The organism is Aequorivita sinensis, from assembly GCF_006346335.1.
Lineage (GTDB): Bacteria > Bacteroidota > Bacteroidia > Flavobacteriales > Flavobacteriaceae > Aequorivita > Aequorivita sinensis.
Genome location: NZ_VDMC01000006.1, coordinates 11928 through 35096 on the forward strand (window position 1 = coordinate 11928; position 23169 = coordinate 35096).

Annotated in this window: 23 protein-coding genes and 1 tRNA gene; 5 read left to right on the forward strand and 19 right to left on the reverse strand. The window is 35.3% G+C overall.

The annotated features are described in order from the left end of the window. Nucleotides 1–109: 109 nt before the first annotated feature. The 6 genes from FHP04_RS08270 to FHP04_RS08295 all read right to left on the reverse strand — a co-directional run bounded on the left by FHP04_RS08270 (nt 110) and on the right by FHP04_RS08295 (nt 5912). Nucleotides 110–1366: a sulfate adenylyltransferase subunit 1 gene (locus tag FHP04_RS08270; RefSeq protein WP_139855629.1), complete on the reverse strand. Its 1257-nt coding sequence runs from the start codon at nt 1364–1366 to the stop codon at nt 110–112. Nucleotides 1367–1640: 274 nt separating this feature from the next. Then, nucleotides 1641–2546 (reverse strand): sulfate adenylyltransferase subunit CysD, encoded by a 906-nt coding sequence (gene cysD, locus FHP04_RS08275; protein WP_139855630.1) that lies wholly within the window; start codon nt 2544–2546, stop codon nt 1641–1643. Nucleotides 2547–2671: 125 nt separating this feature from the next. Continuing rightward, nucleotides 2672–3262 carry an adenylyl-sulfate kinase gene (cysC, locus tag FHP04_RS08280; protein ID WP_139855631.1) on the reverse strand — a complete coding sequence of 197 codons (591 nt, stop codon included), beginning with the start codon at nt 3260–3262 and terminating at the stop codon, nt 2672–2674. A gap of 161 nt (nt 3263–3423) precedes the next feature. Next, nucleotides 3424–3852 (reverse strand): DUF2061 domain-containing protein, encoded by a 429-nt coding sequence (locus FHP04_RS08285; protein WP_139855632.1) that lies wholly within the window; start codon nt 3850–3852, stop codon nt 3424–3426. Continuing rightward, a complete protein-coding gene (gene cysQ / locus FHP04_RS08290; protein WP_139855633.1) occupies nt 3852–4640 on the reverse strand; it encodes a 3'(2'),5'-bisphosphate nucleotidase CysQ in 789 nt (262 codons plus the stop codon). Before cysQ ends, FHP04_RS08285 begins: the two co-directional genes overlap by 1 nt. A 72-nt stretch (nt 4641–4712) precedes the next feature. Next, entirely contained in the window at nt 4713–5912 is a 1200-nt protein-coding gene (locus tag FHP04_RS08295; RefSeq protein ID WP_139855634.1) for an NAD(P)/FAD-dependent oxidoreductase, read from the reverse strand. A gap of 181 nt (nt 5913–6093) precedes the next feature. Between FHP04_RS08295 and FHP04_RS08300 the strand changes: the two genes are divergently transcribed. After that, complete coding sequence (locus FHP04_RS08300) at nt 6094–6573, forward strand: ferritin-like domain-containing protein (RefSeq protein WP_139855635.1); 480 nt, start codon at nt 6094–6096, stop codon at nt 6571–6573. 77 nt (nt 6574–6650) lie between these two features. Here the strand turns inward: FHP04_RS08300 and FHP04_RS08305 are convergent, their stop codons facing one another. Continuing rightward, nucleotides 6651–8036 carry an MBL fold metallo-hydrolase gene (locus tag FHP04_RS08305; RefSeq protein ID WP_139855636.1) on the reverse strand — a complete coding sequence of 462 codons (1386 nt, stop codon included), beginning with the start codon at nt 8034–8036 and terminating at the stop codon, nt 6651–6653. A 137-nt stretch (nt 8037–8173) separates the two neighbouring features. Between FHP04_RS08305 and FHP04_RS08310 the strand changes: the two genes are divergently transcribed. Both FHP04_RS08310 and FHP04_RS08315 read left to right on the forward strand, forming a co-directional pair. After that, entirely contained in the window at nt 8174–8509 is a 336-nt protein-coding gene (locus tag FHP04_RS08310; RefSeq protein ID WP_139855637.1) for a hypothetical protein, read from the forward strand. A gap of 18 nt (nt 8510–8527) precedes the next feature. Beyond that, complete coding sequence (locus FHP04_RS08315) at nt 8528–9553, forward strand: M28 family metallopeptidase (RefSeq protein WP_139855638.1); 1026 nt, start codon at nt 8528–8530, stop codon at nt 9551–9553. Nucleotides 9554–9818: 265 nt separating this feature from the next. Here the strand turns inward: FHP04_RS08315 and FHP04_RS08320 are convergent. The 3 genes from FHP04_RS08320 to FHP04_RS08330 form a co-directional block, all read right to left on the reverse strand. Further along, nucleotides 9819–9894: transfer RNA gene (locus tag FHP04_RS08320), tRNA-His, on the reverse strand. 111 nt (nt 9895–10005) lie between these two features. Then, nucleotides 10006–10722: a bacillithiol biosynthesis deacetylase BshB1 gene (bshB1, locus tag FHP04_RS08325; protein WP_139855639.1), complete on the reverse strand. Its 717-nt coding sequence runs from the start codon at nt 10720–10722 to the stop codon at nt 10006–10008. A gap of 5 nt (nt 10723–10727) precedes the next feature. Beyond that, complete coding sequence (locus FHP04_RS08330; RefSeq protein ID WP_139855640.1) at nt 10728–11882, reverse strand: trans-sulfuration enzyme family protein; 1155 nt, start codon at nt 11880–11882, stop codon at nt 10728–10730. 196 nt (nt 11883–12078) lie between these two features. Between FHP04_RS08330 and hutI the strand changes: the two genes are divergently transcribed. Both hutI and FHP04_RS08340 read left to right on the forward strand, forming a co-directional pair. Next, a complete protein-coding gene (gene hutI / locus FHP04_RS08335) occupies nt 12079–13317 on the forward strand; it encodes an imidazolonepropionase (protein ID WP_139855641.1) in 1239 nt (412 codons plus the stop codon). Beyond that, nucleotides 13314–14315 carry a formimidoylglutamase gene (locus FHP04_RS08340; RefSeq protein ID WP_139855642.1) on the forward strand — a complete coding sequence of 334 codons (1002 nt, stop codon included), beginning with the start codon at nt 13314–13316 and terminating at the stop codon, nt 14313–14315. The genes hutI and FHP04_RS08340 overlap by 4 nt, the downstream gene beginning before the upstream one ends. Nucleotides 14316–14401: 86 nt before the next feature. Here the strand turns inward: FHP04_RS08340 and FHP04_RS08345 are convergent, their stop codons facing one another. The 9 genes from FHP04_RS08345 to FHP04_RS08385 form a co-directional block, all read right to left on the reverse strand. Continuing rightward, on the reverse strand, nt 14402–14776 hold the full coding sequence (locus tag FHP04_RS08345) for a hypothetical protein (protein ID WP_139855643.1): 375 nt from the start codon (nt 14774–14776) through the stop codon (nt 14402–14404). A 72-nt stretch (nt 14777–14848) separates the two neighbouring features. Then, on the reverse strand, nt 14849–16540 hold the full coding sequence (gene ettA / locus FHP04_RS08350; protein WP_139855644.1) for an energy-dependent translational throttle protein EttA: 1692 nt from the start codon (nt 16538–16540) through the stop codon (nt 14849–14851). A gap of 125 nt (nt 16541–16665) precedes the next feature. After that, complete coding sequence (locus FHP04_RS08355) at nt 16666–17142, reverse strand: DinB family protein (protein ID WP_139855645.1); 477 nt, start codon at nt 17140–17142, stop codon at nt 16666–16668. Between the two features lie 67 nt (nt 17143–17209). After that, entirely contained in the window at nt 17210–17392 is a 183-nt protein-coding gene (locus tag FHP04_RS08360; protein WP_139855646.1) for a CAL67264 family membrane protein, read from the reverse strand. Between the two features lie 254 nt (nt 17393–17646). Further along, nucleotides 17647–18528 (reverse strand): hypothetical protein, encoded by an 882-nt coding sequence (locus tag FHP04_RS08365; RefSeq protein ID WP_139855647.1) that lies wholly within the window; start codon nt 18526–18528, stop codon nt 17647–17649. Nucleotides 18529–18582: 54 nt separating this feature from the next. Beyond that, nucleotides 18583–19455 carry a hypothetical protein gene (locus FHP04_RS08370; protein WP_139855648.1) on the reverse strand — a complete coding sequence of 291 codons (873 nt, stop codon included), beginning with the start codon at nt 19453–19455 and terminating at the stop codon, nt 18583–18585. A gap of 216 nt (nt 19456–19671) precedes the next feature. Continuing rightward, complete coding sequence (locus FHP04_RS08375; RefSeq protein WP_139855649.1) at nt 19672–20865, reverse strand: DegT/DnrJ/EryC1/StrS family aminotransferase; 1194 nt, start codon at nt 20863–20865, stop codon at nt 19672–19674. A gap of 166 nt (nt 20866–21031) precedes the next feature. After that, nucleotides 21032–21670: an NAD(P)H-dependent oxidoreductase gene (locus FHP04_RS08380; protein WP_139855650.1), complete on the reverse strand. Its 639-nt coding sequence runs from the start codon at nt 21668–21670 to the stop codon at nt 21032–21034. A 125-nt stretch (nt 21671–21795) separates the two neighbouring features. Then, nucleotides 21796–23025 (reverse strand): hypothetical protein, encoded by a 1230-nt coding sequence (locus tag FHP04_RS08385; protein ID WP_139855651.1) that lies wholly within the window; start codon nt 23023–23025, stop codon nt 21796–21798. Between the last annotated feature and the right edge of the window lie 144 nt (nt 23026–23169).

The window sequence follows — 23169 nt, forward strand, 5'->3', positions numbered from 1 at the left end:
ATTTTATAAATATTCGAATTAATAAGTGGCAAAAATAAGATAATTTTTATTGAATGCTAATCTTATTAACACTAAATTATATCCTATTTTTTTTTAATTATAGCTAAAGCTAAACAATCATCCCAGCTGCTACCGTCTCATGTGTTGAATCTTCTATTAAGATAAAACTCCCTGTAATTCGGTTGTCGCGGTATTCGTCTACCATTAAAGGGCGTGTAGTGCGGATAGTAATTCGGGCAATATCATTCATGTTTAAGGTATTATCCTCCTCTTGACGGGCATAGGTGTTGACATCTATTTTGTAAATTACATCTTTTATCATTGCCTTTTGTTCGTTTGAAGTATGAACTATAGTGTATTTCGCTCTAGGTTTGGCTGCAGAAGTATTAAACCAACACAGCATGGCGTCAAATTCCTGTAAGGCTTTAGGTTGGTTGTTTTGCTTCACAATCATATCACCACGACTAATATCTATATCATCTTCTAGAGTAATAGAAACACTCATAGGTGCAAACACTTCCTCCATAGCCCCTTCCATAGTATCGATGCTCTTAATTTTCGAACTAAACCCAGATGGCATAACAACTACTTCATCTCCCTTTCTAAAAATTCCACTAGCAACTCTACCTGCATATCCTCTATAATCTATAAAACCTTCTCGTTGCGGACGTAAAACGGTTTGTACCGGAAAACGAGCGTCAATTTTATTGATATCACTCCCAATATGCATAGTTTCTAAGGCATGTAATAAAGGTGGGCCTTGAAACCAATCCATATTTGTTGAGCGGTTTACAACATTATCACCATTTAATGCGCTTATAGGAAGAAATTGAATGTCCTTAACAATAAGTTTCGAAGAAAAGCCTTCAAACTGACTAACGATATTCTCATAAACCTCCTCTGAATAATCCACTAAATCCATTTTATTGATACAAACAATAATGTGAGGGATATGCAGAAGTGAAGCTATAAATGCGTGACGTTTAGTTTGTTCTATTACCCCGTGTCGCGCATCAATTAAAATTAATGCAGCATTTGCTGTGGAAGCTCCCGTAACCATATTTCGGGTGTATTGTATGTGCCCTGGAGTATCGGCAATGATAAACTTACGCTTGGGAGTTGTAAAATATCTGTAAGCAACATCTATAGTAATCCCCTGCTCACGCTCATCGCGTAAACCATCTGTAAACAACGCAAGGTCAATTCCTTCGTGTCCTTTTTTACGGCTTGTATTTTCCACCGATTCCAACTGATCTTCAAAAATAGCTTTGCTATCGTACAGTAGCCTTCCTATTAAAGTACTCTTCCCATCATCTACACTCCCCGCAGTCGTGAATCTCAATAACTGATTCTTATCTATTTCCATTATAAATGCTTATCACAGTTTATATTATATTGAATATTATCTAATAGTGTTCTTCTCCCAAAACCCTTCATTACTCATAAGCAAGATTTAAAAACCAAGTTGAAAGAAGCTAAACTTTTGTCTCATGAAATTGAAACTACCACTCAACGTCCTGTATCACGATTTCGTCTGAACTCATAACTCATAACTCTGAACTCATAACTCATAACTCACAACTCTGAACTCATAACTCATAACTCATAAACTTCAAGTAAGTAAATCCATAATTCTTAATTTAAAAATACCCCTCTCTTTTCCTGTCTTCCATTGCTGTATCGCTCCTTTTATCATCGGTACGATTGCCGCGTTCAGTTTGTTTCATAGCTGCTACCTCAAGAACAATTTTATCTAAAGTATCAGCATCCGATTCAATGCCACCTGTAATAGTGATATCACCAAGGGTTCTAAAACGAACTTTCTTAGTGTGAATCTTTTCGTTTTCCTCAAGTTTTAAGTATTCAGAAACTGGAATCCATGAATCACTTCGCCATACTACTTCACGATTATGGGCTTTATATAAAGATGGGATTTCAATTTGCTCTCTTTTGATGTAATTCCAAACATCCATCTCGGTCCAATTGCTTATTGGAAAGGCACGAAAATGTTCCCCTTCAAAATGTTTTCCATTAAGAATATTCCAAAGTTCTGGACGTTGGTTTTTTGGGTCCCATTGTCCAAAATCGTCTCTGTGTGAAAAAAAGCGTTCTTTTGCTCGAGCTTTTTCTTCATCGCGTCTGCCGCCACCAATAGCACAATCAATTTTATTGCTTTCAATAGCGTCCAATAAAGTTGTTATTTGCAAGGCATTACGAGTAGCGTGCTTTCCCCTCTCTTCAGCAACACGCCCAGCATCAATAGATTCCTGTACAGAACCTACTAACAACTGTACTCCTAAATTCTTCACTAAATCATCTCTAAACTGAATGGTTTCTGGGAAATTATGTCCTGTATCAATATGCAGTAAAGGGAAAGGTATCTTACAAGGGTAAAATGCTTTTTTTGCTAAATGGGTTACAAGAATAGAATCTTTTCCTCCAGAAAACAGTATTACAGGATTCTGAAACTGCGCATAAACCTCTCGAAGAATATAAATAGCTTCAGATTCTAATTCATCTAAATAATTTAAATAATATTTACTCATTTGCATTTTATTTATCCGAGGCATAAAAAAATATCCTCTTTACTCTCTGTTCTCTTTTCCCTGCTCTATTTTCTATATTCCCTGCTCTCTTTTCTATGTTCTCTATTCTCTGTTCTTTCCTCCGTTTACTTTACTCTATCATCAATCTCTTTCAAAATTAATGAAACCGCATCTTCCACCGAAATCTGTGAAGTATCTATTTCAATATCTGCTGCCATAGGGGGCTCATAAGGTGCATCTACACCGGTAAAGTTTTTAATTTCTCCTGCTCGAGCTTTAGCGTATAAACCTTTAACATCTCTGCTTTCACATATCTCAATTGGAGTATTTACGTATACTTCTATAAAGTTTTTATACCCTACAATCCGTTTTACCATTTCTCGATTCTCTCTATAAGGCGAAATAAATGAAGCCAAAACTATCAAACCCGCATCCAGCATTAAATTGGCTACTTCGGCTATACGTCTGATATTTTCCGTTCTATCCTCAGGTGAAAATGTCAAGTTGTTGTTTAACCCACCTCTAACGTTATCACCATCTAAAAGATAGGTGTGCATATTGCGTTGAAAAAGAGCACGCTCTAAGGCATCGGCAAGAGTAGATTTTCCAGACCCCGATAGTCCTGTAAACCAAAGCAACATTGGCTTCTGCTCTTTTAAATCACTCCTTTCATTTTGAGAAACACTAAAATTATGTGGAATAATATTTTCTTTCATTATTAAAACAGATATTTCGTTTATTCTTTTTTCAACTTAACCAATAGTTGTTTTTTTTTACGACTGAACTCTCCTCTCTCCTTTTTCTTAACTAATATCATTAATCTTTATGTAAAAATGATTCGTAATTCACAATTCTACATTCTGAATTCTTAATTATCTCACATCTCCATCCTATCAATCAAACCAAAATCAATTCTATACCAAATTCGTTCGTGAATATAGTATAAAATCATTTTGGTTAAAAGTTCAGCTAGACCTATTTTAACTCCAGTTAAAGGGTTACCGGTTAAAAGCCAAGCTAAAACCATAGTATCTGCTGTTCCCACCATTCGCCAAGTAATAGTTTTTGCTAAATGCCGCATTTTGTTTTCGCGAACCAATCCACTTTTTGAAAGATTGATATTAAACCAAACTCGTTCGTGTAAGTAATACAGTACCATTTTCGTTATTACCTCGGCGAAACCTATTTTTAACCCCGTCATAGGGTTTCCTGTAATTAACCATGATAGAAACACGGTATCTACAGACCCAACTATTCTCCAGGTTAAGGCTTTTGCAATATGTCGTTTTCTAGAAGGATCCTTCATCAAACTTCTGCAACAAAATAGTTGTTCAATAAATTGAGCTTGTTATAAATCATTTCGTTGCCAGTTGTTTGGTCAATAACACTTATACCAACTGCTTTGCAAATTGCATGTCCTGCGGCTGTATCCCATTCCATAGTAGGGGCATATCGCGGATATAGATGCGCCAAACCTTCAGCTAACAAACAAAATTTTAATGAACTTCCCTTAGAAACTATTTCAACCTTATGTTTCTTTTTTACCTCAGAAATAAAGTCTTCTGTTTCCTTATTTAAATGCGATCGACTTCCAACTATTTTTACTTCTGAAGTTATAGCCGAAGGGTTTATCGCTTCTGCTTTTGCGAAAATTTCTTCAACCGAATCCTCTTCAGAAGAAATAATTACTTTTCTTGACTCCTTTCCTGTTTCCGAAGTATAATAAAGCTCTTTTGAAACTGGAACGTAAATCACACCTAATATAGGAGCGCCATTTTCAACTAATGCAATATTTACAGTGAATTCACCATTTCGTTTTATAAATTCTTTTGTACCATCTAGCGGATCTACAATCCAACAACGTTTCCAGTCTTTTCGTTCTTCATAATCTAACTGACGGTTTTCTTCGCTTATAATTGGAATATCAGTAGTAAACAGATACTTCATTATAGCAGTATTTGCATTTTTATCGGCCTGTGTTAAAGGGGATGCGTCATCTTTAGTTTCAACATTAAAATCGGTTTCGTAAATTTTTAAAATTTCAGCACCTGCAACTAAGGCTGCTTTAATTGCTATTGTTAAAAGTGATTTCATACTCGCTTTGGTTAGGGGCTACAAAATACAATTTAATGAATAACAATAAAAAGTTATTAGCATCAACAATTATCACCTATCGAACTTGTAATATTCTAAATAAGGATGCGGGGTTTTGTTGATAGAATTAATCACAGCGTCCATTCCCATTATACTAAATGTTATCCCATTGCCACCAAACCCCAATACATAATGTTCGTTTTTATTAGAATCTGTTTTTCCAAAATAAGGCAAACCATCTTTTGTTTCTCCAAAAGTTCCTGCCCAAACGTAATCTGCAATAAATGGAATTTCAGGAAAACACTTTTTAAAACTCTTAGTTAAGGCTTTTTCTTTTTTTGAAAGCAATGCATCCCGTTTCGCTGCATTCTTAAAGTCTCGGTCACCACCACCCATTACTATTCGTCCGTCATCAGTGCTTCTGAAGTATAAATAGGGTTCATCGGTATTCCAATAAATTCTATCTTTAAATGCTTTTGGAACGGTTTTAAATGCTTCAGACGCTAGAGCATAAGTGCTTTTTAATTCAACTATTTCCTCCTTTACAGTTTCTACACTTTCATAACCTGTACAGTGAACTATGTCATCTACTTCAATAGTAAAATCATGATTTACAGTAACAATCACCTTTTCATCTTTAAATTTCACATTATTCAACGCTGTTTTATCAAAAATTTGCAACCCTTTTTTGGTACAATACTTCAACAAATCGTGGGCAAATCGATAAACATCCATCACCGCGCCCGATTCTGACTCGATGGCAGCATAAGCATTTAATCCTAATTCACTTAATTCTTCTTTGGAAAGCCACTTCACCTTAAACCCGTGTTGTTGACGGGCTTCAAATTCTTCTTTAAGAAAAGTAACATCCTTTTTAGTGGAAGTAAAATAGACGCTCTTCTTTTTCGTAAACCCACATTTACTTTTAGTTTTCTTTACAATCTGTTCGAGGTCCGAAATAGATTTTTCACAATTTTGATAGCTTGAAACCGCAATGGTGACCCCCACAAGGTCGATTAATTTATGTAGCGGTTCATCGATTTCATATTGCAACATCGAAGTACTAGCAGCTGTACTTCCGTTACAAATATCGCGTTTCTCCACCATGACCACTTTTTTACCTTCTTCTAAAAGTTTATAGGCAACTAGTGCTCCTGTTATCCCCGCTCCTACTATTAGAATTTCTGAAGAGATAGATTCCCGAAGTGATGGATAACTCTGAGGGAATTCATTTTTCATTAACCAAAAAGGCTCGTTTGATTTTAAGTCCATAGTTTTTAATTGAAAGATAGAAAATTAACTTGAATCCATATTTAAACGTAAAAACAATATTCTTAAAATATGAATTGCATAAATCTTAACAACATTTGTTAAACACTTCTCAATTAAGAAAACTGTAAGATACTCAAGTAGATACTTCAAGTATCTTTATATCAACCAAAAAAAGAAAACTATGAAAACCACAAATGAAAAAGCAAGAGAAGACAACCACGATAACTTGGTTAACAATTTGCAAGAGCTTCTAGAAAAGAATTACGATGCTGAAAAAGGGTTTACAAAAGCAATGACTGATGCAAAAACGCCTCAATTAAAATCATTTTTAAAACAACAAGCCGTTCAAAGAAGTCGTTTTGCAACCGAGCTTACTAATGAAATTATCAATTTAAATGAAGAACCTAAGGAAAAGGGAAGTTTTGCCGGAGATCTTCACCGAACTTGGATAGATGTTAAAAGTGCATTTACAGGGCACGACGATGAAGCAATCTTAGAAGAATGTATAAGAGGTGAAAAAGCGAGTTGGGATGAATACGAAGACAAACTAAAGCACGAAAATTTTCCACCTAAAATTGCTGAAGTAGTTCAAAAACAGGCTACCGAAATTTACGGTACATTAAAGAAAGTGAGAACGCTTGAAGATATTGCCGACCATTAGAATGTTGCATAAATAAATAGAAAACCCCGAATCGTTTTTGACTCGGGGTTTTCTATTTAAATCTTAATAGTATTGTATTAGGCTTCCACTGGAATTCCAGCTTCTTTAATAGCTTTAAATCCTCCGGCAACATCTACTACATTATGAATTCCTCGACTTTTTAAAATAGAGGCTGCAATTACTGAACGATATCCGCCTGCACAGTGCAAGTAAAAAGGTTCATTTTCTGGCAAACCATCTAAATAATCGTTTAAGAAACCAAGAGGAGCATGTTTGGCTTGTGGAATATGAGCCGTATTATATTCACCATCATTACGAACATCCACAATAGGAACATTAGATTGCATTTTTTCTTTTAAAGTTTCCGCTGAAACTGACGTTAAGGTGTCGATTTCCTTACCTGCTTTTTCCCAAGCAGCTACGCCACCTTCTAAGTAACCTAAAGTTTTATCGAAACCAACTCTAGATAATCGTGTAACAGCTTCTTCTTCTCTACCCGGAGCAACTACTAATAGTATTTTTTGTTCTACATCGGCAAGCAAAGCGCCCACCCAAGGAGCAAATCCACCATCTAACCCTATAAATATAGAACGTGGAATATGACCTGAAATAAAGTCATTTTGATGACGAACGTCCAATACTATCGCATTTGTTTCATTAGCAACTCTTTCAAAAGTTTCTGGATCTAATGCTTTCGTTCCTTCAGCAAGTACTTCATTAAAGTCTGAGTAACCTTCGCGATTCATCTTTACGTTCATCGGGAAATACAAAGGAGGCGGGGCTAAACCGTCGGTAACTTCTTTTATAAACTCTTTACGCGTCATATCTGCACGTAAAGCGTAGTTCATTTGTTTTTGATTTCCTAAAGTGTCAACCGTTTCTTTCATCATATTTTTCCCGCACGCAGAACCAGCCCCGTGAGCAGGGTAAACAATAACATCATCGGCTAAAGGCATAATTTTGTTTCGAAGACTATCAAACAATATTCCGGCTAAGTCTTCTTGAGTAACTTCATTGGCTTTCTGTGCAAGATCAGGACGTCCTACATCACCTAAAAACAAAGTATCTCCACTAAAAATAGCGTAATCTTTTCCATTTTCGTCTTTCAGCAAATACGTTGTGCTTTCCATAGTGTGTCCTGGAGTATGGATTGCAGTTATGGTTACATCACCTAATTTAAATACCTCATTATCTTTTGCCACAATTGCTTCAAAAGTAGGATTGGCTAATGGGCCATATACAATTGGCGCTCCTGTTTGCTGCGAAAGCGTTATATGCCCACTAACAAAATCGGCGTGGAAATGGGTTTCAAAAATATATTTGATTTTAGCGTTGTCTTTTTCAGCACGCTCAAGATATGGCTTTGTTTCTCTTAATGGGTCGATAATTGCTACTTCACCCTGACTTTCAATATAGTATGCACCTTGTGAAAGGCAACCGGTATATATCTGTTCTACTTTCATAATTACAAAATTTCTGCAAATATAAGAAATGCTACTACTATAAATCGTGTCTAAAGTTTTGTCTGGTCTTTTTCACAAAACTTTTACATTAAGACTTACAACTTATTTTATCTTTACCAATTAACCTAAAATGTAAAATGATGAAAAAACTTGCATTTATCTTATTATCGTTAATAATAGCATCCTGTGCTACTGAAAGTGACAGAGAAGCTGTTATTCGTGAATTGGCAAAAAAAGATGCCATTGAAAAACTAGAATTACCTGAAGGAACAAAATTCAATAATGAAAATATTGAAGTCACAGAAACCGACGTTGAAGACGGGACAATTGGAGTGAATTATTTGGTGAAAATCACAATCAAATCACAAGATCGCGATAGTAACGAAATAATAAAAGTCCACACTTTTAAATACAACAAAGCTGATGGTGATGGTACTTCACCAAACCATTACGAACTTATTTCCCACGAATAAATTAAATTAATACAACCTATGAAACTATTACTTCTTACAGTTTTTTCTTCGTTAATTCTATCATGTAACGCTACTCAGAAACAAACTAAAACCGATTCTACAGAAAACAACTTAAAATACGCAAATACAATAACCGCTAAAGAACTAAAAGAACACCTATACATTTATGCTAGCGACGAAATGGAAGGTAGAATGACAGGTTCTAAGGGGCAAAAAATGGCTTCGGAATACATTCGCGATTTTTATGTTAAATACGGAATAAAGTCTCCTATTGAGAAAGACAATTATTACCAAGTTGTTCCTGCTAGTTATTTTCAAGGAAGAGGCGACGCAAAAGCTTCTGAAAATGTTATAGCATATATAAAAGGTTCAGAAAAACCAGAAGAAGTAATTGTTATCTCAGCCCACTTAGATCACGTAGGGATGGATAATGAAGGAAATGTATTTAACGGTGCCGATGATGATGGAAGTGGAACTGTAGCAATAATGATGATTGCAAAGGCTTTCCAACAAGCAGTAAAAGATGGATATAGACCTAAGCGCTCTGTGGTTTTCCTTCATGTTACCGGAGAAGAAATTGGACTTTATGGCTCTCGCTACTATTCCGAAAATCCAATTTTCCCATTAGAAAACACTGTGAGCAATCTGAATATTGATATGATTGGAAGAATAGATCCTGATAAAAAAGACAACCCTGATTATCTTTATCTAATAGGAAGTAATAAACTTAGTCAAGAATTACAAGATGTTTCTGAAGAGGTAAATGAAAAGTATATCAACATGGAACTTGACTATAAATATGACGATCCTAACGACCCTAATCGCTTTTACTACCGAAGCGACCACTACAACTTTGCTAAGAATAATGTTCCAGTAATATTTTACTTTAACGGAGTTCACGAAGATTATCACAAAATATCTGACACTCCTGACAAAATTGAATACGACTTGTTAGAAAGACGCACCAAACTTATCTTCTTAACAGCTTGGGAACTTGCAAATAGAGAAGAAAGAATTAAACTAAACGACACTGGTAAGTCGTAATTTTAAGATTCATACACAATCACCAAAATCCTCCTAAATTGTTAGGAGGATTTTTTTTTAAACCTTTGTAACTAAACAAATAGAGCGTTTAAAAAATTCTCGTGGATGTCCGTTCGAGCGCAGTCGAGAACTTTAAGTGACTGACTTAAATTAGGTCTCGACTGCACTTCGACTCCGCTCAGGGTAAACTTCTCAACCTAAATCGTACCTACAAAAACTCTTAAAACAAAAAAAGTCCTCCTTTTAAAGGAAGACTTTGTCTTTTGGGTGGAAGACCGGTTTCGAACCGGCGACCTCTTGAACCACAATCAAGCGCTCTAACCAGCTGAGCTACAACCACCATTTTATGTGCTTTAAAACACAACGCCGTTAAGCGGATGCAAATATAAATCAATTCTTGTTGTTGTACAACATCAAAACATAAAAATTTGAAATCTTCTTTAAATAAAAAATTAAATCAAATCAAAAATAGAATCAACAGCGGGAAATCTTTCTACCGTAAAGCCCTCAGCGTGCTCAGTTCCAATAAGTCGCCCTAAATCTTGAGCTCTATATGTTATACTATCTCTAAAATTTGTAGAAGTTATTGGGGTTTCAGGTTCGTTAGCACCTTCTTGGTGAAACTGACTTTTATAAGCAAAAACTGTTTCTAGTTTCTTATCCAAGAATCCAGTTACATCTACTACAAAATCAGGTTCAATATTTTTCCATTGAATGTAGTGATAAACAAACTTTGGTCGCCAAGCTTTTTGAACCTGCCCTTCATAAATTGTTTCGATTTTCTGTAAACCACTTAAAAAGCATGCATCACTAGCCAACTTACTACCTTTTCCGTGATCTATATGTCTATCGTCAATTGCATTACACAAAACCACTTCAGGTTGATACTTCCTAATTATTTTTATAATCTCCAACTGTGATGCCTTATCATTTACAAAAAAACCATCAGCAAGTCCTAAGTTATGCCTAAACTCCGCTCCTAAAATTTTGGCAGCATCTGCAGCCTCTTGATCCCGAATTTCTGCCGTTCCGCGAGTTCCTAATTCGCCTCGTGTTAAATCTAACAAACCTACCTTTTTCCCTTTGTGTATTTCTTTAGCCAAGGTCGCCGAGCACCCCAATTCAACATCATCAGGATGTGCGCCAATAGCAAGGATATCAATCTTCATATAAATTATTTTTTAATTTTATTAAAAGCACTTTCTATATCGTTTTTTAAATCTGCTACTTCCTCTATTCCTACCGAAAAACGCAGTAAACCATCACTTATCCCCTGCTTTTTTCTAGCTTCAGGAGACAACAAACCGTGTGAAGTTTTAGCTGGCGAAAGAATTGTAGATTCCACTCCTGCTAGACTCATAGATGGTTTTATTAATCCTAAACTCTTCAGAAATTCACTTACATTTAAAGATTCATTAATTTCAAAAGAGAGCATCCCAGTATAACCTCTCATCTGCTTTTTAGCAAGCGTATAATCTGGATGCGTTTTTAGACCTGGATAATAAACTTTATCAACTAGAGGGTGTTTCTCAAGCCACTTAGCCATTTTTTTAGCGTTTTTATTTTGCGCTTTTACGCGTAATCCCATGGTTTTCATACTGCGCTCCAAAAGCCAAACAGTATAATCGCTAAGGCTACCACCTAAGTTTTTACCGAGATTCCAAATTACTTTTATATGCTGTTCACTTGCTGCTACTGCACCGGCACATATATCACTGTGACCACCCATATATTTTGTGGCACTGTGTATCATAATGTCAATTCCGAAATCGGCTGGAGTTTGATTTACTGGGGAAGCAAAAGTATTGTCTATCATAGAAATAATTCCGTGCTTTTTAGCTAGTTTCGAAATCATTTCTAAATCGGTTATCCGCATCAATGGGTTGGATGGCGTTTCAACAAATATCACTTTTGTATTCTTCTGAATTTTCTCTGAAAAATCCTTTTCCGAAAACCCTTCAGTAAATGAATATTCTATTCCAAATTTATGAAACTCTTCAACTACAAAGTTATAGGTCCCTCCATATAAAGTTTGAGGTAGCACTACGTGGTCGCCTTTGTGAAGAAACGCCAACATCGTTGTGCTAACTGCTGCCATTCCACTTCCGAAGATAAGGGCTGCTTCACATTTTTCCAACATCGCAATTTTCTTGCAAAGCGCCTCTTGATTAGGTGTATTAAAATATCGCGGATATCGCTTTACCTCAACGTCTTCAAAAGCATAGCTACTCGACATATACAGTGGCGAAATAGCTCCTTTAAACTGTTTATCCTCTACTTCACCTACATGCGTACAAATGGAGTTGAGCCCTAGTTTTTTAGATTTCATAGTTTAGTAATTCAGAAGCTTTAAAGATATAAATTACAAAGAAGAAATTTCAGAATATCAAAGCCTATTTCCAAGGCTCGATATATTCTTAAATATCATTTCTGCTCGGTTAACTTCAATTTATATATTTGCCTCTTCTCTTATAGGATATACTTTCTTTATCTTTATAAAAAATTACAAGAATTAATAAAAGACAATGAAATTACTACTCACTAACATAAAAGAATTACTCCAAGTACGTGAAAACTCTCCTTTAAAATTAAGTGGAAAAGAGATGAAAGATCTCCCTACACTTAAAAATGCTTGGGTGTTTTTAAACAATGGGAAGATTGAAGACTACGGTACTATGGACAATCTGAAAGAATATGAAGGTTTTAAACCCCTAGACTGTTCAGGTAAAATGGTGCTTCCGGCATGGTGCGATAGTCATAGCCATTTGGTTTATGCTGGAAATAGAGAACAAGAATTTGTAGATAGAATTAATGGTCTTACGTATCAAGAAATAGCCGAAAAAGGAGGTGGGATTGTAAATAGTGCGAAAAAACTACAAGAAACTTCTGAAGAAGAATTATACAATCAATCGGCAACTCGTTTAGAGGAAATAATGAGTTTAGGTACTGGCGCTTTAGAAATTAAAAGTGGGTACGGACTTACTACAGAAGCTGAAATGAAAATGCTTCGTGTAGCTAAAAAACTTTCTGAGAATTATCCAATAACTATCAAAACCACTTTCTTAGGTGCGCATGCAATCCCTTCAGAATACAAGGAAAACAAAGATGGATATATGGATTTATTGTGTAACGAAATGCTTCCAAAAGTAGCTGAAAAAGGTCTTGCCGAATATGTAGATATCTTTTGTGAGGAAGGTTATTTCTCAGTTGCAGATATGGAGCGTTTACTCGAAGAAGGAAAAAAATACAACCTAATTCCAAAAGTACACGTTAATCAATTTAATAGTATTGGCGGAATTGAATCGGCAGTAAAACACAAAGCATTAAGTGTAGATCATTTAGAAGTAATGACGGATGAAGATATAGACGCTTTAAAAAACAGTGATACCATGCCTGTGGCGCTTCCTTCTTGTTCATATTTTTTAAGTATCCCGTATGCACCTGGAAGAAAAATGATTGACGCAGGGCTTCCTTTAGCCTTGGCAACAGATTACAACCCTGGTTCTACACCAAGTGGAAACATGAATTTTGTGGTGGCAACTGCTTGTATTAAAATGCGACTAACTCCAGAGGAAGCTATTAATGCTGCTACTATTAATGGAGCATATGCAATGGGCTTAAGTGATACTCATGGAAGTATTACAAAAGGAAAAGCGGCAAACCTCATCATAACAAAGCCAATTCCATCGTATGGTTATTTGCCTTATGCATTCGGAAGCAATATGATTGATGCTGTTATAATTAATGGTAAGGAAGTAAAATGAATTTAATTAAAATTTACTCTGAAAAAGATGCCGCTCCTTATATCAATAAGCGCGTAGGTGAAACCAAATTTGGTGAAAAAGTTGGTTTCGTTGATTCTCTTGAAAGCTTAAAGAATCATTCGTCCAATTACGTTTTACTAGGTATCCCTGAGGATATTGGCGTTCGTGCAAATTATGGGAATCCAGGAACTTCAAAGGCTTGGAACACTGCATTAGGGAGTATTTTAAATATTCAGCACAATCACTTAACAAATGCTGAGAATGTTATTCTTTTAGGGGAAATAGACTGCGACACTCAGATGAAGCAGGCAGAAAATATTTTAAAAGCAGATAAACATTATGCCGAAAAACTTGGTGAACTTGTATTTCAAATAGATCATAAAGTAGCCGAAGTTGTAAAAGCAATAGTTGCAGCTGGAAAATTCCCGATTATTATAGGTGGGGGCCACAATAATAGTTACGGAAATATAAAAGGAACTTCTGAAGGATTAAAAAAACCTATAAACTGTATAAATTTTGATGCACATACAGATTTTCGTGCCTTAGAACACCGCCACAGTGGCAACGGATTTTCTTATGCTTTTGAAGAAGGGTTTTTAAGCAAGTATTTTATATTCGGGCTCCATAGAAACTACACTTCTGAAGCCGTATTTGCTTCGATGAAAAACAATTCTGAGAAAGTGAAATTTAATCTTTTTGAGGATATAACAATTAATCAAAATAAAAGCTTTTCTGAAGCATTAGCCGAAAGTGAAAACTTCTGTAGTAATGATAATTTTGGGATTGAATTGGATATGGATGCTATTGAAATAATGGGTAGTAGTGCAATTACACCAAGTGGTTTTTCAGTAACGCAGGCGCGACAATTTGTCTCCTATTTCGCTAAAAACAAAAACGCGAGCTATGTACATCTTTGCGAAGGTGCTCCTTCTACTGGAGTTGCGTCAAACCAAGTTGGAAAGGCTATCGCTTATTTAGTAAGCGATGTGATTTCTTAATCCGTTTTTAAAAATAATGTAATAAAAAAGTCTGTTAGAACGAATACTTTGCAAATGCTTGTATTTTCGTTCTAACAGACAATAATTTATTTTTTCTCACAAACTACACCCCAAATTGGCAAGGCGGGTTTTGAGGAGTTTATCTTTACTTTATCGTCGCTTATTACGGTAAAGTGTGAAGCATCACCGTACTGAGCGTCAAAAATTGCAGCTAGCGAAAACTTTGGTTTTACAAAATTTAAAGTCTTCCAACTTCCATCAGATGTGTAAGTTCCCTTTTCAGAAATTACCACAGGTTTGTCGTTTGAACCAGGCTGCGGAATACTTTTAAAATCGAATAAAAAGGTGTTGTTCTCATAGAGTTTTAAAGATACTGAAGCCACGCCGTTACCTAAACTTTTGTAAGATACAACTTCACTTTTCCCTAATACAATTTCCTTAGCGGCCTTAGACGATTTCATAGCGGTATTTTTAGATCCACAGGATGAAATCGTTACTATTAAACCAAGCGCAATAAAATATTTCCACATAATTTATCTAATTAGTTTTTTGTATTTAATACGTTTCGGCATCAAGTCGCCACCTAAGCGTTTCTTTTTATTCTCTTCATATTCACTAAAGCCTCCTTCGAAATAATACACTTCACTATTACCTTCAAAAGCTAAAATGTGAGTACAAATTCTATCTAAAAACCAACGGTCGTGGCTAATTACTACAGCACAGCCAGCAAAATTTTCCAAACCTTCCTCTAACGCTCGTAAGGTATTAACATCTAAGTCGTTTGTTGGCTCATCAAGCAGGAGAACGTTTCCTTCTTCTTTTAACGTCATAGCTAAATGAAGTCGGTTTCTTTCTCCACCAGAAAGCATAGATAATTTTTTGTTTTGCTCGCTACCACTGAAGTTAAAACGACTTAAATAAGCTCTAGAGTTTACTTGTCGGCCACCCATCATAATAAGCTCTTGACCATCGCTGAAGTTCTCCCAAATGGTTTTTTCAGGATTTATATTAGAGTGTGTTTGATCTACGTAAGCAATTTTAGCAGTTTCACCCACTTCAAAAGTTCCTTTGTCTGGGGTTTCTTCCCCCATAATCATCTTAAAAATGGTTGTTTTACCTGCTCCGTTAGGACCGATAATACCTACAATACCAGCTTGTGGTAATTTAAAGTTTAAGTTTTCGTAAAGCAGCTTATCGCCAAATGCCTTAGATACGTCTTTCGCTTCAATAACATTTGTTCCTAATCTTGGTCCATTAGGGATGTAGATTTCTAACTTCTCATCCAATTGCTTTTGATCTTGACTTAAAAGCTTGTCGTAATTCTGTAAACGTGCCTTTTGTTTTGTTTGGCGACCTTTAGCTCCTTGACGAACCCACTCCAACTCACGTTCAAGCGTTTTTTGACGTTTTCCAGCTTGCTTTTGCTCTAGTGCTAATCGCTTCGATTTTTGATCTAACCAAGATGAGTAATTTCCTTTCCAAGGAATACCTTCACCTCTATCTAGTTCTAAAATCCAACCAGCAACGTTATCTAGGAAGTAACGGTCGTGAGTAACGGCAATTACAGTTCCTTTATATTCTGCTAAATGATGCTCTAACCAATGAACACTCTCTGCATCCAAGTGGTTGGTAGGCTCATCTAGTAATAGCACATCTGGTTCTCTAAGAAGCAACCTACACAATGCTACACGACGTCTTTCACCTCCTGATAGTACACTAATAAGCTTATCTGGCTCTGGAGTACGTAGCGCATCCATTGCTATTTCTAATTTGGTATCGAGTTCCCAAGCGTTAGTCGCGTCAATTTTATCTTGAAGCTTTGCTTGTTTATTCATCAACTCCTCCATCTTATCAGGATTCTCATACACTTCAGGAAGCCCGAACATGTCGTTAATCTTATTGTACTCATCAAGCACGTCAACAACTTCTTGCACTCCTTCCTTTACAACTTCAAGCACAGTTTTAGATTCGTCTAGTTTTGGCTCTTGTTCTAAATACCCTACTGTATATCCAGGAGCGAAAACCACATCGCCTTGGTAGTTTTTTTCTTCCCCTGCAATAATGCGAAGCAATGTAGATTTACCACTTCCGTTTAAACCAAGAATACCAATTTTGGCACCGTAGAAGAAACTTAGATATATATTTTTAAGTACAGGAGTCTGGGCACTTTGATAGGTTTTTGTTAACCCAGACATCGAGAAGATTACTTTTTTATCGTCAGACATAATTATTGATTGTAATTTATTATTTATTGTTGAGATTACTCTCTATTATTTTTTGTCGCAAGCGCTATAAATGTGATTTTTAAGCACTGAAATTGATTTATTTAAAACTAGAAACTAATAACCATTTAATGAAGATTCAGAAGTCTTAATACAATTAGCATTTGTCCAGTGTGATACGCAGTGTGTTCAATTACGAGGAGCAATTCGCGTAGCAGTGTTTGTTCTCCTTTTCCATTTTTGACTGCTTTGGTTAGTTGATTTTTCTCATCTAAAAGGAAGTTTTTTAAACGTTCGCGGTCTGTAATATATTCAGCTTTTAGGGTTTCCCATTCTTCAGCATTCTTACATGTTTTTTCTTTGGGCCAATAAAAATCTGGCCATTTTGGTGTGATGTAGTCATCAGAACAGGTGAACTTTACAATGTCTTTTTGAGTAAAAACAATATGAAAAAACAATTCATAAAAAGAGAAAGGCAAATTGGCTGGACGAGTATTGATATCTTCAAAAGAAATTTTATCCAACATATCCATCACGGGCATAAAGGCCTCTCCGCCGTAAAGATGCTTTGAAAGTCTTTCTCGTATTAGTTTTTCTTCAGACATAATATTAAACCGAAAACAATAAAAAATTTATATAAATTAAACTTTTTACTGATTACAAATTGCTTTTTTAAACTCTCCCTTTTAATGCGTTAAAAACCCAAGCAATAGCAAAAAAACCGATACCTACTGAAGCGAAGCCCCAACCAGCAATATCATCGTACCGAAAGGCACCTAAGCCAATAAGAACTAAACCTACTACAATCATTATAAATGTGGCCCATGCCAATACAGTGTTTTTGTTCATTCCCATAGTTTGTTAATTAGAGTTTTTAAATTTTGGGTAAAAACAAATATCGGGAATATTCCATAGATAATCGTTAACAAAATGTTGTAAGTTGAATAGAGAAAATTGAGAAGTTACATTCCTCCCCTATTTTGAAGTATTAGAAGCTGAAAATCTACGAGTTAATACGAGTTAAAGCGTATCAATAATTTGGAGTTTTTATCCGCACCTAGCAATGCTGTACAACTGAAGATGTTATATTCAATAAAAACAGAATTTAATTAAAATGAATTTTTTCTGAAGAAATATTCGGCTTCTAGAGGTTTATTAGGGATTGTAGTATGTTCGTGTTTTTTGAACCAAGATACATCCAAGCCTCTTTCGTGTTCTAGATTGTATCTACCTATTACTTCAGTTTTTACATAATTCCAACCTGGTTTAAAATTTAAATTGTAAACAACAGTTGTTTCTGCATCAATAGTATTTGTACCATCTCTTCTCGCTTTTACAGTAGTAGTTTCATTTCCTTTCATCGCAGCTTTTTCATCAACATAAACCAAGTAAACAAGGTATCCCTCATCCCCTTGTGTTAAATTGCTTTCATTCGTTAGATTATAAGTAGTTCGCACCGAGTTACCCATAGTTAAATTACCTATTACATTACCATTCTTGAGAACCTGAAATGATGTATTTGAGAAATAACCAGTATTTCCATTTTCATAATTAAAATTTGAAATATCAGTAATGTCGAAAAAAACAAGGTTTCCCAGATTATCTAATTTTCGTTCTGTTTTTAATTCTGAGGGTAAATTAATATTAACTTCTCCTGAAGCATTAATAGTCCCCACTTTTATGATTTTAGGATGCATATCATTTTCTTTGATTTTGAATAACATAACTAATTCTACCGCTCCTTCTTGCCAATTATTGAAGGAGTTGTTTTTACTCATAATAGTATTTTTCCAATACCAATCTTCTTGAGATTCTTTAATTTTCGAATCCCTTTTATTTTCTTTATCCTGAGTTTTATTGTTACTGTTTATTGCTTTCTCAGTGTTTGTATGGGTATCGTGATTCACACTTGCATTAATATCAGAACTTTTATTGTCTTTACAGCTAGTGAGATACACTAAAGCGAGAAATATTATTGCGATTGATTTCATAATATTAATTTCAATGATTAATTATTTGTCCTGATTTTAACTTTACAAGTTGTTTTACAATCCGCGATATTCGTTTCTATTAATAGTAAATTGATTTTTTTCTATTGCAGTACACAGTATATGCATATCATCTCTGTTTTTTGAGTTAGAAGTAAATACCATCTCCATAATTGTTGAGTTCTCATCAAACGGAATGTCGATAGTATTTTTGTCGTCACCTATGGCATCAACACTAGCTAGCATTCCTAAAAAACCAATTGGAGCTTCATTTGTTATATAAATCTTACTTGTACCCTCCTCCTGTTTTACCAAATATCCTTTACATTTATACCCTAAAATGGTTTTGCCTTCAATTGGGATATACTTCATACCATCACCATTATTATTACTGCCTTTTTGATTAATCATTTCTTGCATTTCTTCATGTAAGGGCATATTCATCTTCATTGCCATTTTTTGTCCATTACTATTCATAAAAGTTATCATAGCTTGATTTTCTATATCGTAAACAATAACACTATTGTTTTGACCTGCTACTCCAGTTCCGAAGTAACTCGCATTAGGTGCAGCAAAATATTTTAAATTAGACGTATTTCCGTCTGAAGTTATTTTCATATTTAATGAATACTGAAAGTTATAACTATCGGGAATTCCATCCATATTACCTCCGATTATATTCGGATTTCTGGTTTTCTTTTTAGTTTTGGATTTCTTAGGAGTCTTCTTCGTTTTTTTTTCTTTATCACCTTCAATTACCCCATCAATAGTTTTATTTGTTTGCTTTGAAACTTCTCTATCTGTTCTATTTAATACAGTTCGTTCTACAGTGCGCTCAGCTCTTTTAGCCATTTTATCTAATATTTGAGCCTGAATATTGGTTCCTATTAAAAGGAAGACAAATGCTATAAGTATGTTTTTAGTTTTCATAAGTAATGTTTAAATCATTCTACAACACTAAGCTAAAGACATACATGTTAAGTCATTATCACACATGTTTCAAAAGTTGAAAGAAATGTGTCATTTTCCGAAAACACCTGAAGTAGAAGAAAATTTTTGCTTTCCCATTGGGAATTTGAAGTATATAAAAACAAAAAAGTCGTCTAAAACAACATTAGACGACCTTTAATAAATAGTGACGAAAATCTATAAAACTGAGATTATCGCTTGTTTCATTGCTTCGGCTCTTTTTTGAACCTCTTTTTCAGTCCAGCCAATTTTAATCAATGAAGAAATTGTACGGCTCATCACTGCATGACTTTTGGAAAAATCGGTATTGTTTAAGTCTTGCATTTGGTTTTTCACTTCCGAAGAAAGATTGCCCAAGCTTTTTTGATTTCTAAGGTGTTCCCAACCATTTATATAATGCCAATTATTGGTATACCAATAAAAACAAGCATCGACACCAGCATCAGAAAGTGCTTTATGAGCTTTTTTCGTTAAATCTTCATTCGGCAGGAAAAAACTCAAAAAAGAATAATTTTCTTCTCCCCCCTCAGGCACTTTTCTAAAAGTCACGCCTTCAATACACTCTAAAGTTTCGCGAAGTATTCTGTAGTTCTCCTTCTGAGTATTTAATATTTCATCTAATTTGTCGAGCTGTGCCAAACCAACTGCGGCATTCAATTCGGATATTCTAAAATTGTATCCTAGAAAGGGATGCGATTCTGCTCCACGGTCGTTACCAACGTGATCGTGGCCATGGTCTTGATAATGATCTGCGTTTTTTGCGTATTCTTTATTATTTGTAATAATGGCACCGCCTTCCCCACAGGTAATCGTTTTTACATAATCGAAAGAAAAGCATCCTAAGTCGCCATAGCTACCTAGGGGTTTTCCTTCATAGGTACCACCTAAAGCTTGGCAGGCATCTTCGAGGAGAATTAAATTGTGTTTATCGCAAATTGCTTTTAAGGTTCTTAAGTCTGCCATAGAACCGCACATATGCACAGGCATAACGCACTTTGTTTTTTCAGTAATTGCAGCCTCTACAGCTTTGGGATCAAGCGTTAAAGTTTCATCGATATCTACCAAAATAGGAACAGCGCCCAGCGCTAAAATAGATTCAAAACTTGCTACAAAAGTAAATGTTGGCATGATTACCTCATCCCCAGCACCAATTCCAGCTGAGGCTAAAGCTACAGTTAAAGCCGCTGTACCGCTAGAAACTAATTGACAGTATTCTGCGTCCATCCTTTTAGCGAAAAGAGATTCAAATTCTTTGGCTTTCCAATGATTGTTTCGCATTCCGTCAAAACCATAGCGCATTAAAACACCTGTTTCCAACACATCATTTACTTGTTTGCGCTCTTCAGCGCCAAAAATTTCAAATCCGGGCATGTTTATTATATATAATGATTAATGTTTTTTTGAATTGATTTATAGAAATAATTGGTTTGATTACTCTCTGTAAACTTAATCCATAATTCTCTTTCAATAGCTTACATAAACCTTTGCCTCCACTTAAGATAAACTCAACTTAGGGCAAATGGTATTCTTACTATACTTATTTAAACTCTATTGTTAATTCATCAACTCCACGACGTACTTTTTTAAGATTTATAAAAAAATCTGACTCGTCGCGATATCCAACTGGCAATACAATTACAGATTCTAACCCTTGTTTGTCAAGACCTAGTAAAGCATCATATTTTTTTGATTCAAACCCTTCCATTGGGCAGGCGTCTATTTTCTCGACGGCACACACCGTTAGTAGTGCTCCTAGTGTTAAATAGAGTTGGTTGACCATCCAATCCTTTATTTCTGAACTATCTTTTTCTGTAAACGAATCGATTAGGTTTTTTTCAAAAGGTTCTAAAATAGTCCGTGGAGTTTTTCGCAAGCCTTCTACCCTTTTAAAATGGTCTATAATAAACTCTTCATTTATACTTTTTTCAATGCATAAAATTAAAACGTGAGAAGCATCGCGTACCTGAGGCTGATTATATGTAATCGGCATTAACTGCTTCTTAATATCGGAGTTACTAACAACTACCAATTTTAAAGGTTGCAAGCCGAAAGAAGTTGCTGTGAGGTTAAATGCCTCTTTTAAAACATTTAGTTTTTCTTCAGTTAATATTTTAGAAGGGTCAAATTTTTTTGTTGCGTAACGCCACTGCAATTTTTCAATAGTAGTAGAAGTCATTTAAAAAATGAATTAATATTAAATGCAAAAATAGCGATAAAAATTTTGAACTTTTATCGCTATTCCATTGCTGCTAATTAAACAACTGAAAGTAAAAATATAACTCTTTTATAGCCAGCATAAAACTATGGCGCTAAAGCGACTACCTTAAATTTATATGGAGTACTCCAATGGTCGGGTTTGGTTTCTCCCGCATTAATGTCATATTGATAAGACCGTGGCGTTCCACCATCCATGCGTAAGTAATAAGTTCCCGGGTTTAATGTGCTATTGGAGGTTAACTTATACAATGTACCGGGTTCATTATTATTTGTATTTCCAGAGATTACCGTATAAGAAGCATTTATAACCGACTGGTCTTCCCTAACAAATCTTGTGTACATAAAGCGATCAGACGGGCTTTGTACTATTTCAACTTCTAACTTTGATGGTGCTTGTAGGATAATTTTGTACCAGTCATAAATATTTTCATTAATGGCATTTACTGAAATAAATCCTGCATTTGCATAGGCTTCCAGAATTTCATTTTTAGGGATCGCCTTTGCGGCTTCAAAAATATCATTGGGCTCATAACAATCCATAATACCTGTATATTGCCAATTTATTTCATAAGTTTCTGGCCAAGTTGTACCGTTTATAAATGGGTTTGCAGTTGCATCATAACTAATTCCCGGATGGGCCAAAAATGCAACTTTACGTGACTGGGGCGTGTTTGATCCCGCTGCAGAGCCACCAATTATTGGGTAAGGATCTCCAGGAACTTGTATGCTCAAGGCAGGAACAGATTCCGTAGCGGTTAAAGTTACCGTGTAATAGCCTCCGGCAGGTTCGCTTACAGCTTGTAATAATCCCGGGAAAGTATCTACTTCATTTGCCTCGGACCAGTTACTAATTATTTGATCTGTAAATGATTCTAGTTCATAGGGATTACAGTCATGTGGTTCAATAGCTGTATATTGGCGTACCCATTTTTGTTCATTGCCCGCTCCTGAATTAGCTACATTTATTCTAAGTGTGTCATCAGTTCCCAAATTCATAGTTGCATCGTAATAATTAAAATCACTGCCCAACTCTTTATGGGCATAACTTCGTTGTGCTGTAGCCACTATATCTTTCCATTTAATGTCTCCTACTTCGAAACCTGAGCCTACAGGTATTTCTACTGTTCCCGAATTACCGTTTACATTTACCAACATACCATTATTTGCAGGGTTGTTCCCACCTACTCGATACCAATTTCCTTGAATATCGTCTAAGTTGAATTCCACAGGATCATCTGGAGGGGTATCATCAGAAGAACAACTGACCAAAATAGATATACAGAGTAAGGAGCTAAGTTTAATTAAATTTTTCATAATCATTGTTTTTAGATTTATTACTGTTTAAGATTTTATGGTTTACTATTTAAAATTATTTGATTGTTTGATTGTCGGTGAATTTTCCAATGCCATTCACTTTTTGAAAATTTTGACCGACTTCATAACTTTGTTTTTCAGCAA

Coding starts and splice junctions, on each gene's coding strand:
- FHP04_RS08270 (WP_139855629.1), bottom strand. CDS start 1,366: ATGGAAATAGATAAGAATCAGTTATTGAGATTCACGACTGCGGGGAGT.
- cysD (WP_139855630.1), bottom strand. CDS start 2,546: ATGAGTAAATATTATTTAAATTATTTAGATGAATTAGAATCTGAAGCT.
- cysC (WP_139855631.1), bottom strand. CDS start 3,262: ATGAAAGAAAATATTATTCCACATAATTTTAGTGTTTCTCAAAATGAA.
- FHP04_RS08285 (WP_139855632.1), bottom strand. CDS start 3,852: ATGAAGGATCCTTCTAGAAAACGACATATTGCAAAAGCCTTAACCTGG.
- cysQ (WP_139855633.1), bottom strand. CDS start 4,640: ATGAAATCACTTTTAACAATAGCAATTAAAGCAGCCTTAGTTGCAGGT.
- FHP04_RS08295 (WP_139855634.1), bottom strand. CDS start 5,912: ATGGACTTAAAATCAAACGAGCCTTTTTGGTTAATGAAAAATGAATTC.
- FHP04_RS08300 (WP_139855635.1), top strand. CDS start 6,094: ATGAAAACCACAAATGAAAAAGCAAGAGAAGACAACCACGATAACTTG.
- FHP04_RS08305 (WP_139855636.1), bottom strand. CDS start 8,036: ATGAAAGTAGAACAGATATATACCGGTTGCCTTTCACAAGGTGCATAC.
- FHP04_RS08310 (WP_139855637.1), top strand. CDS start 8,174: ATGATGAAAAAACTTGCATTTATCTTATTATCGTTAATAATAGCATCC.
- FHP04_RS08315 (WP_139855638.1), top strand. CDS start 8,528: ATGAAACTATTACTTCTTACAGTTTTTTCTTCGTTAATTCTATCATGT.
- bshB1 (WP_139855639.1), bottom strand. CDS start 10,722: ATGAAGATTGATATCCTTGCTATTGGCGCACATCCTGATGATGTTGAA.
- FHP04_RS08330 (WP_139855640.1), bottom strand. CDS start 11,882: ATGAAATCTAAAAAACTAGGGCTCAACTCCATTTGTACGCATGTAGGT.
- hutI (WP_139855641.1), top strand. CDS start 12,079: ATGAAATTACTACTCACTAACATAAAAGAATTACTCCAAGTACGTGAA.
- FHP04_RS08340 (WP_139855642.1), top strand. CDS start 13,314: ATGAATTTAATTAAAATTTACTCTGAAAAAGATGCCGCTCCTTATATC.
- FHP04_RS08345 (WP_139855643.1), bottom strand. CDS start 14,776: ATGAAATCGTCTAAGGCCGCTAAGGAAATTGTATTAGGGAAAAGTGAA.
- ettA (WP_139855644.1), bottom strand. CDS start 16,540: ATGTCTGACGATAAAAAAGTAATCTTCTCGATGTCTGGGTTAACAAAA.
- FHP04_RS08355 (WP_139855645.1), bottom strand. CDS start 17,142: ATGTCTGAAGAAAAACTAATACGAGAAAGACTTTCAAAGCATCTTTAC.
- FHP04_RS08360 (WP_139855646.1), bottom strand. CDS start 17,392: ATGGGAATGAACAAAAACACTGTATTGGCATGGGCCACATTTATAATG.
- FHP04_RS08365 (WP_139855647.1), bottom strand. CDS start 18,528: ATGAAATCAATCGCAATAATATTTCTCGCTTTAGTGTATCTCACTAGC.
- FHP04_RS08370 (WP_139855648.1), bottom strand. CDS start 19,455: ATGAAAACTAAAAACATACTTATAGCATTTGTCTTCCTTTTAATAGGA.
- FHP04_RS08375 (WP_139855649.1), bottom strand. CDS start 20,865: ATGCCCGGATTTGAAATTTTTGGCGCTGAAGAGCGCAAACAAGTAAAT.
- FHP04_RS08380 (WP_139855650.1), bottom strand. CDS start 21,670: ATGACTTCTACTACTATTGAAAAATTGCAGTGGCGTTACGCAACAAAA.
- FHP04_RS08385 (WP_139855651.1), bottom strand. CDS start 23,025: ATGAAAAATTTAATTAAACTTAGCTCCTTACTCTGTATATCTATTTTG.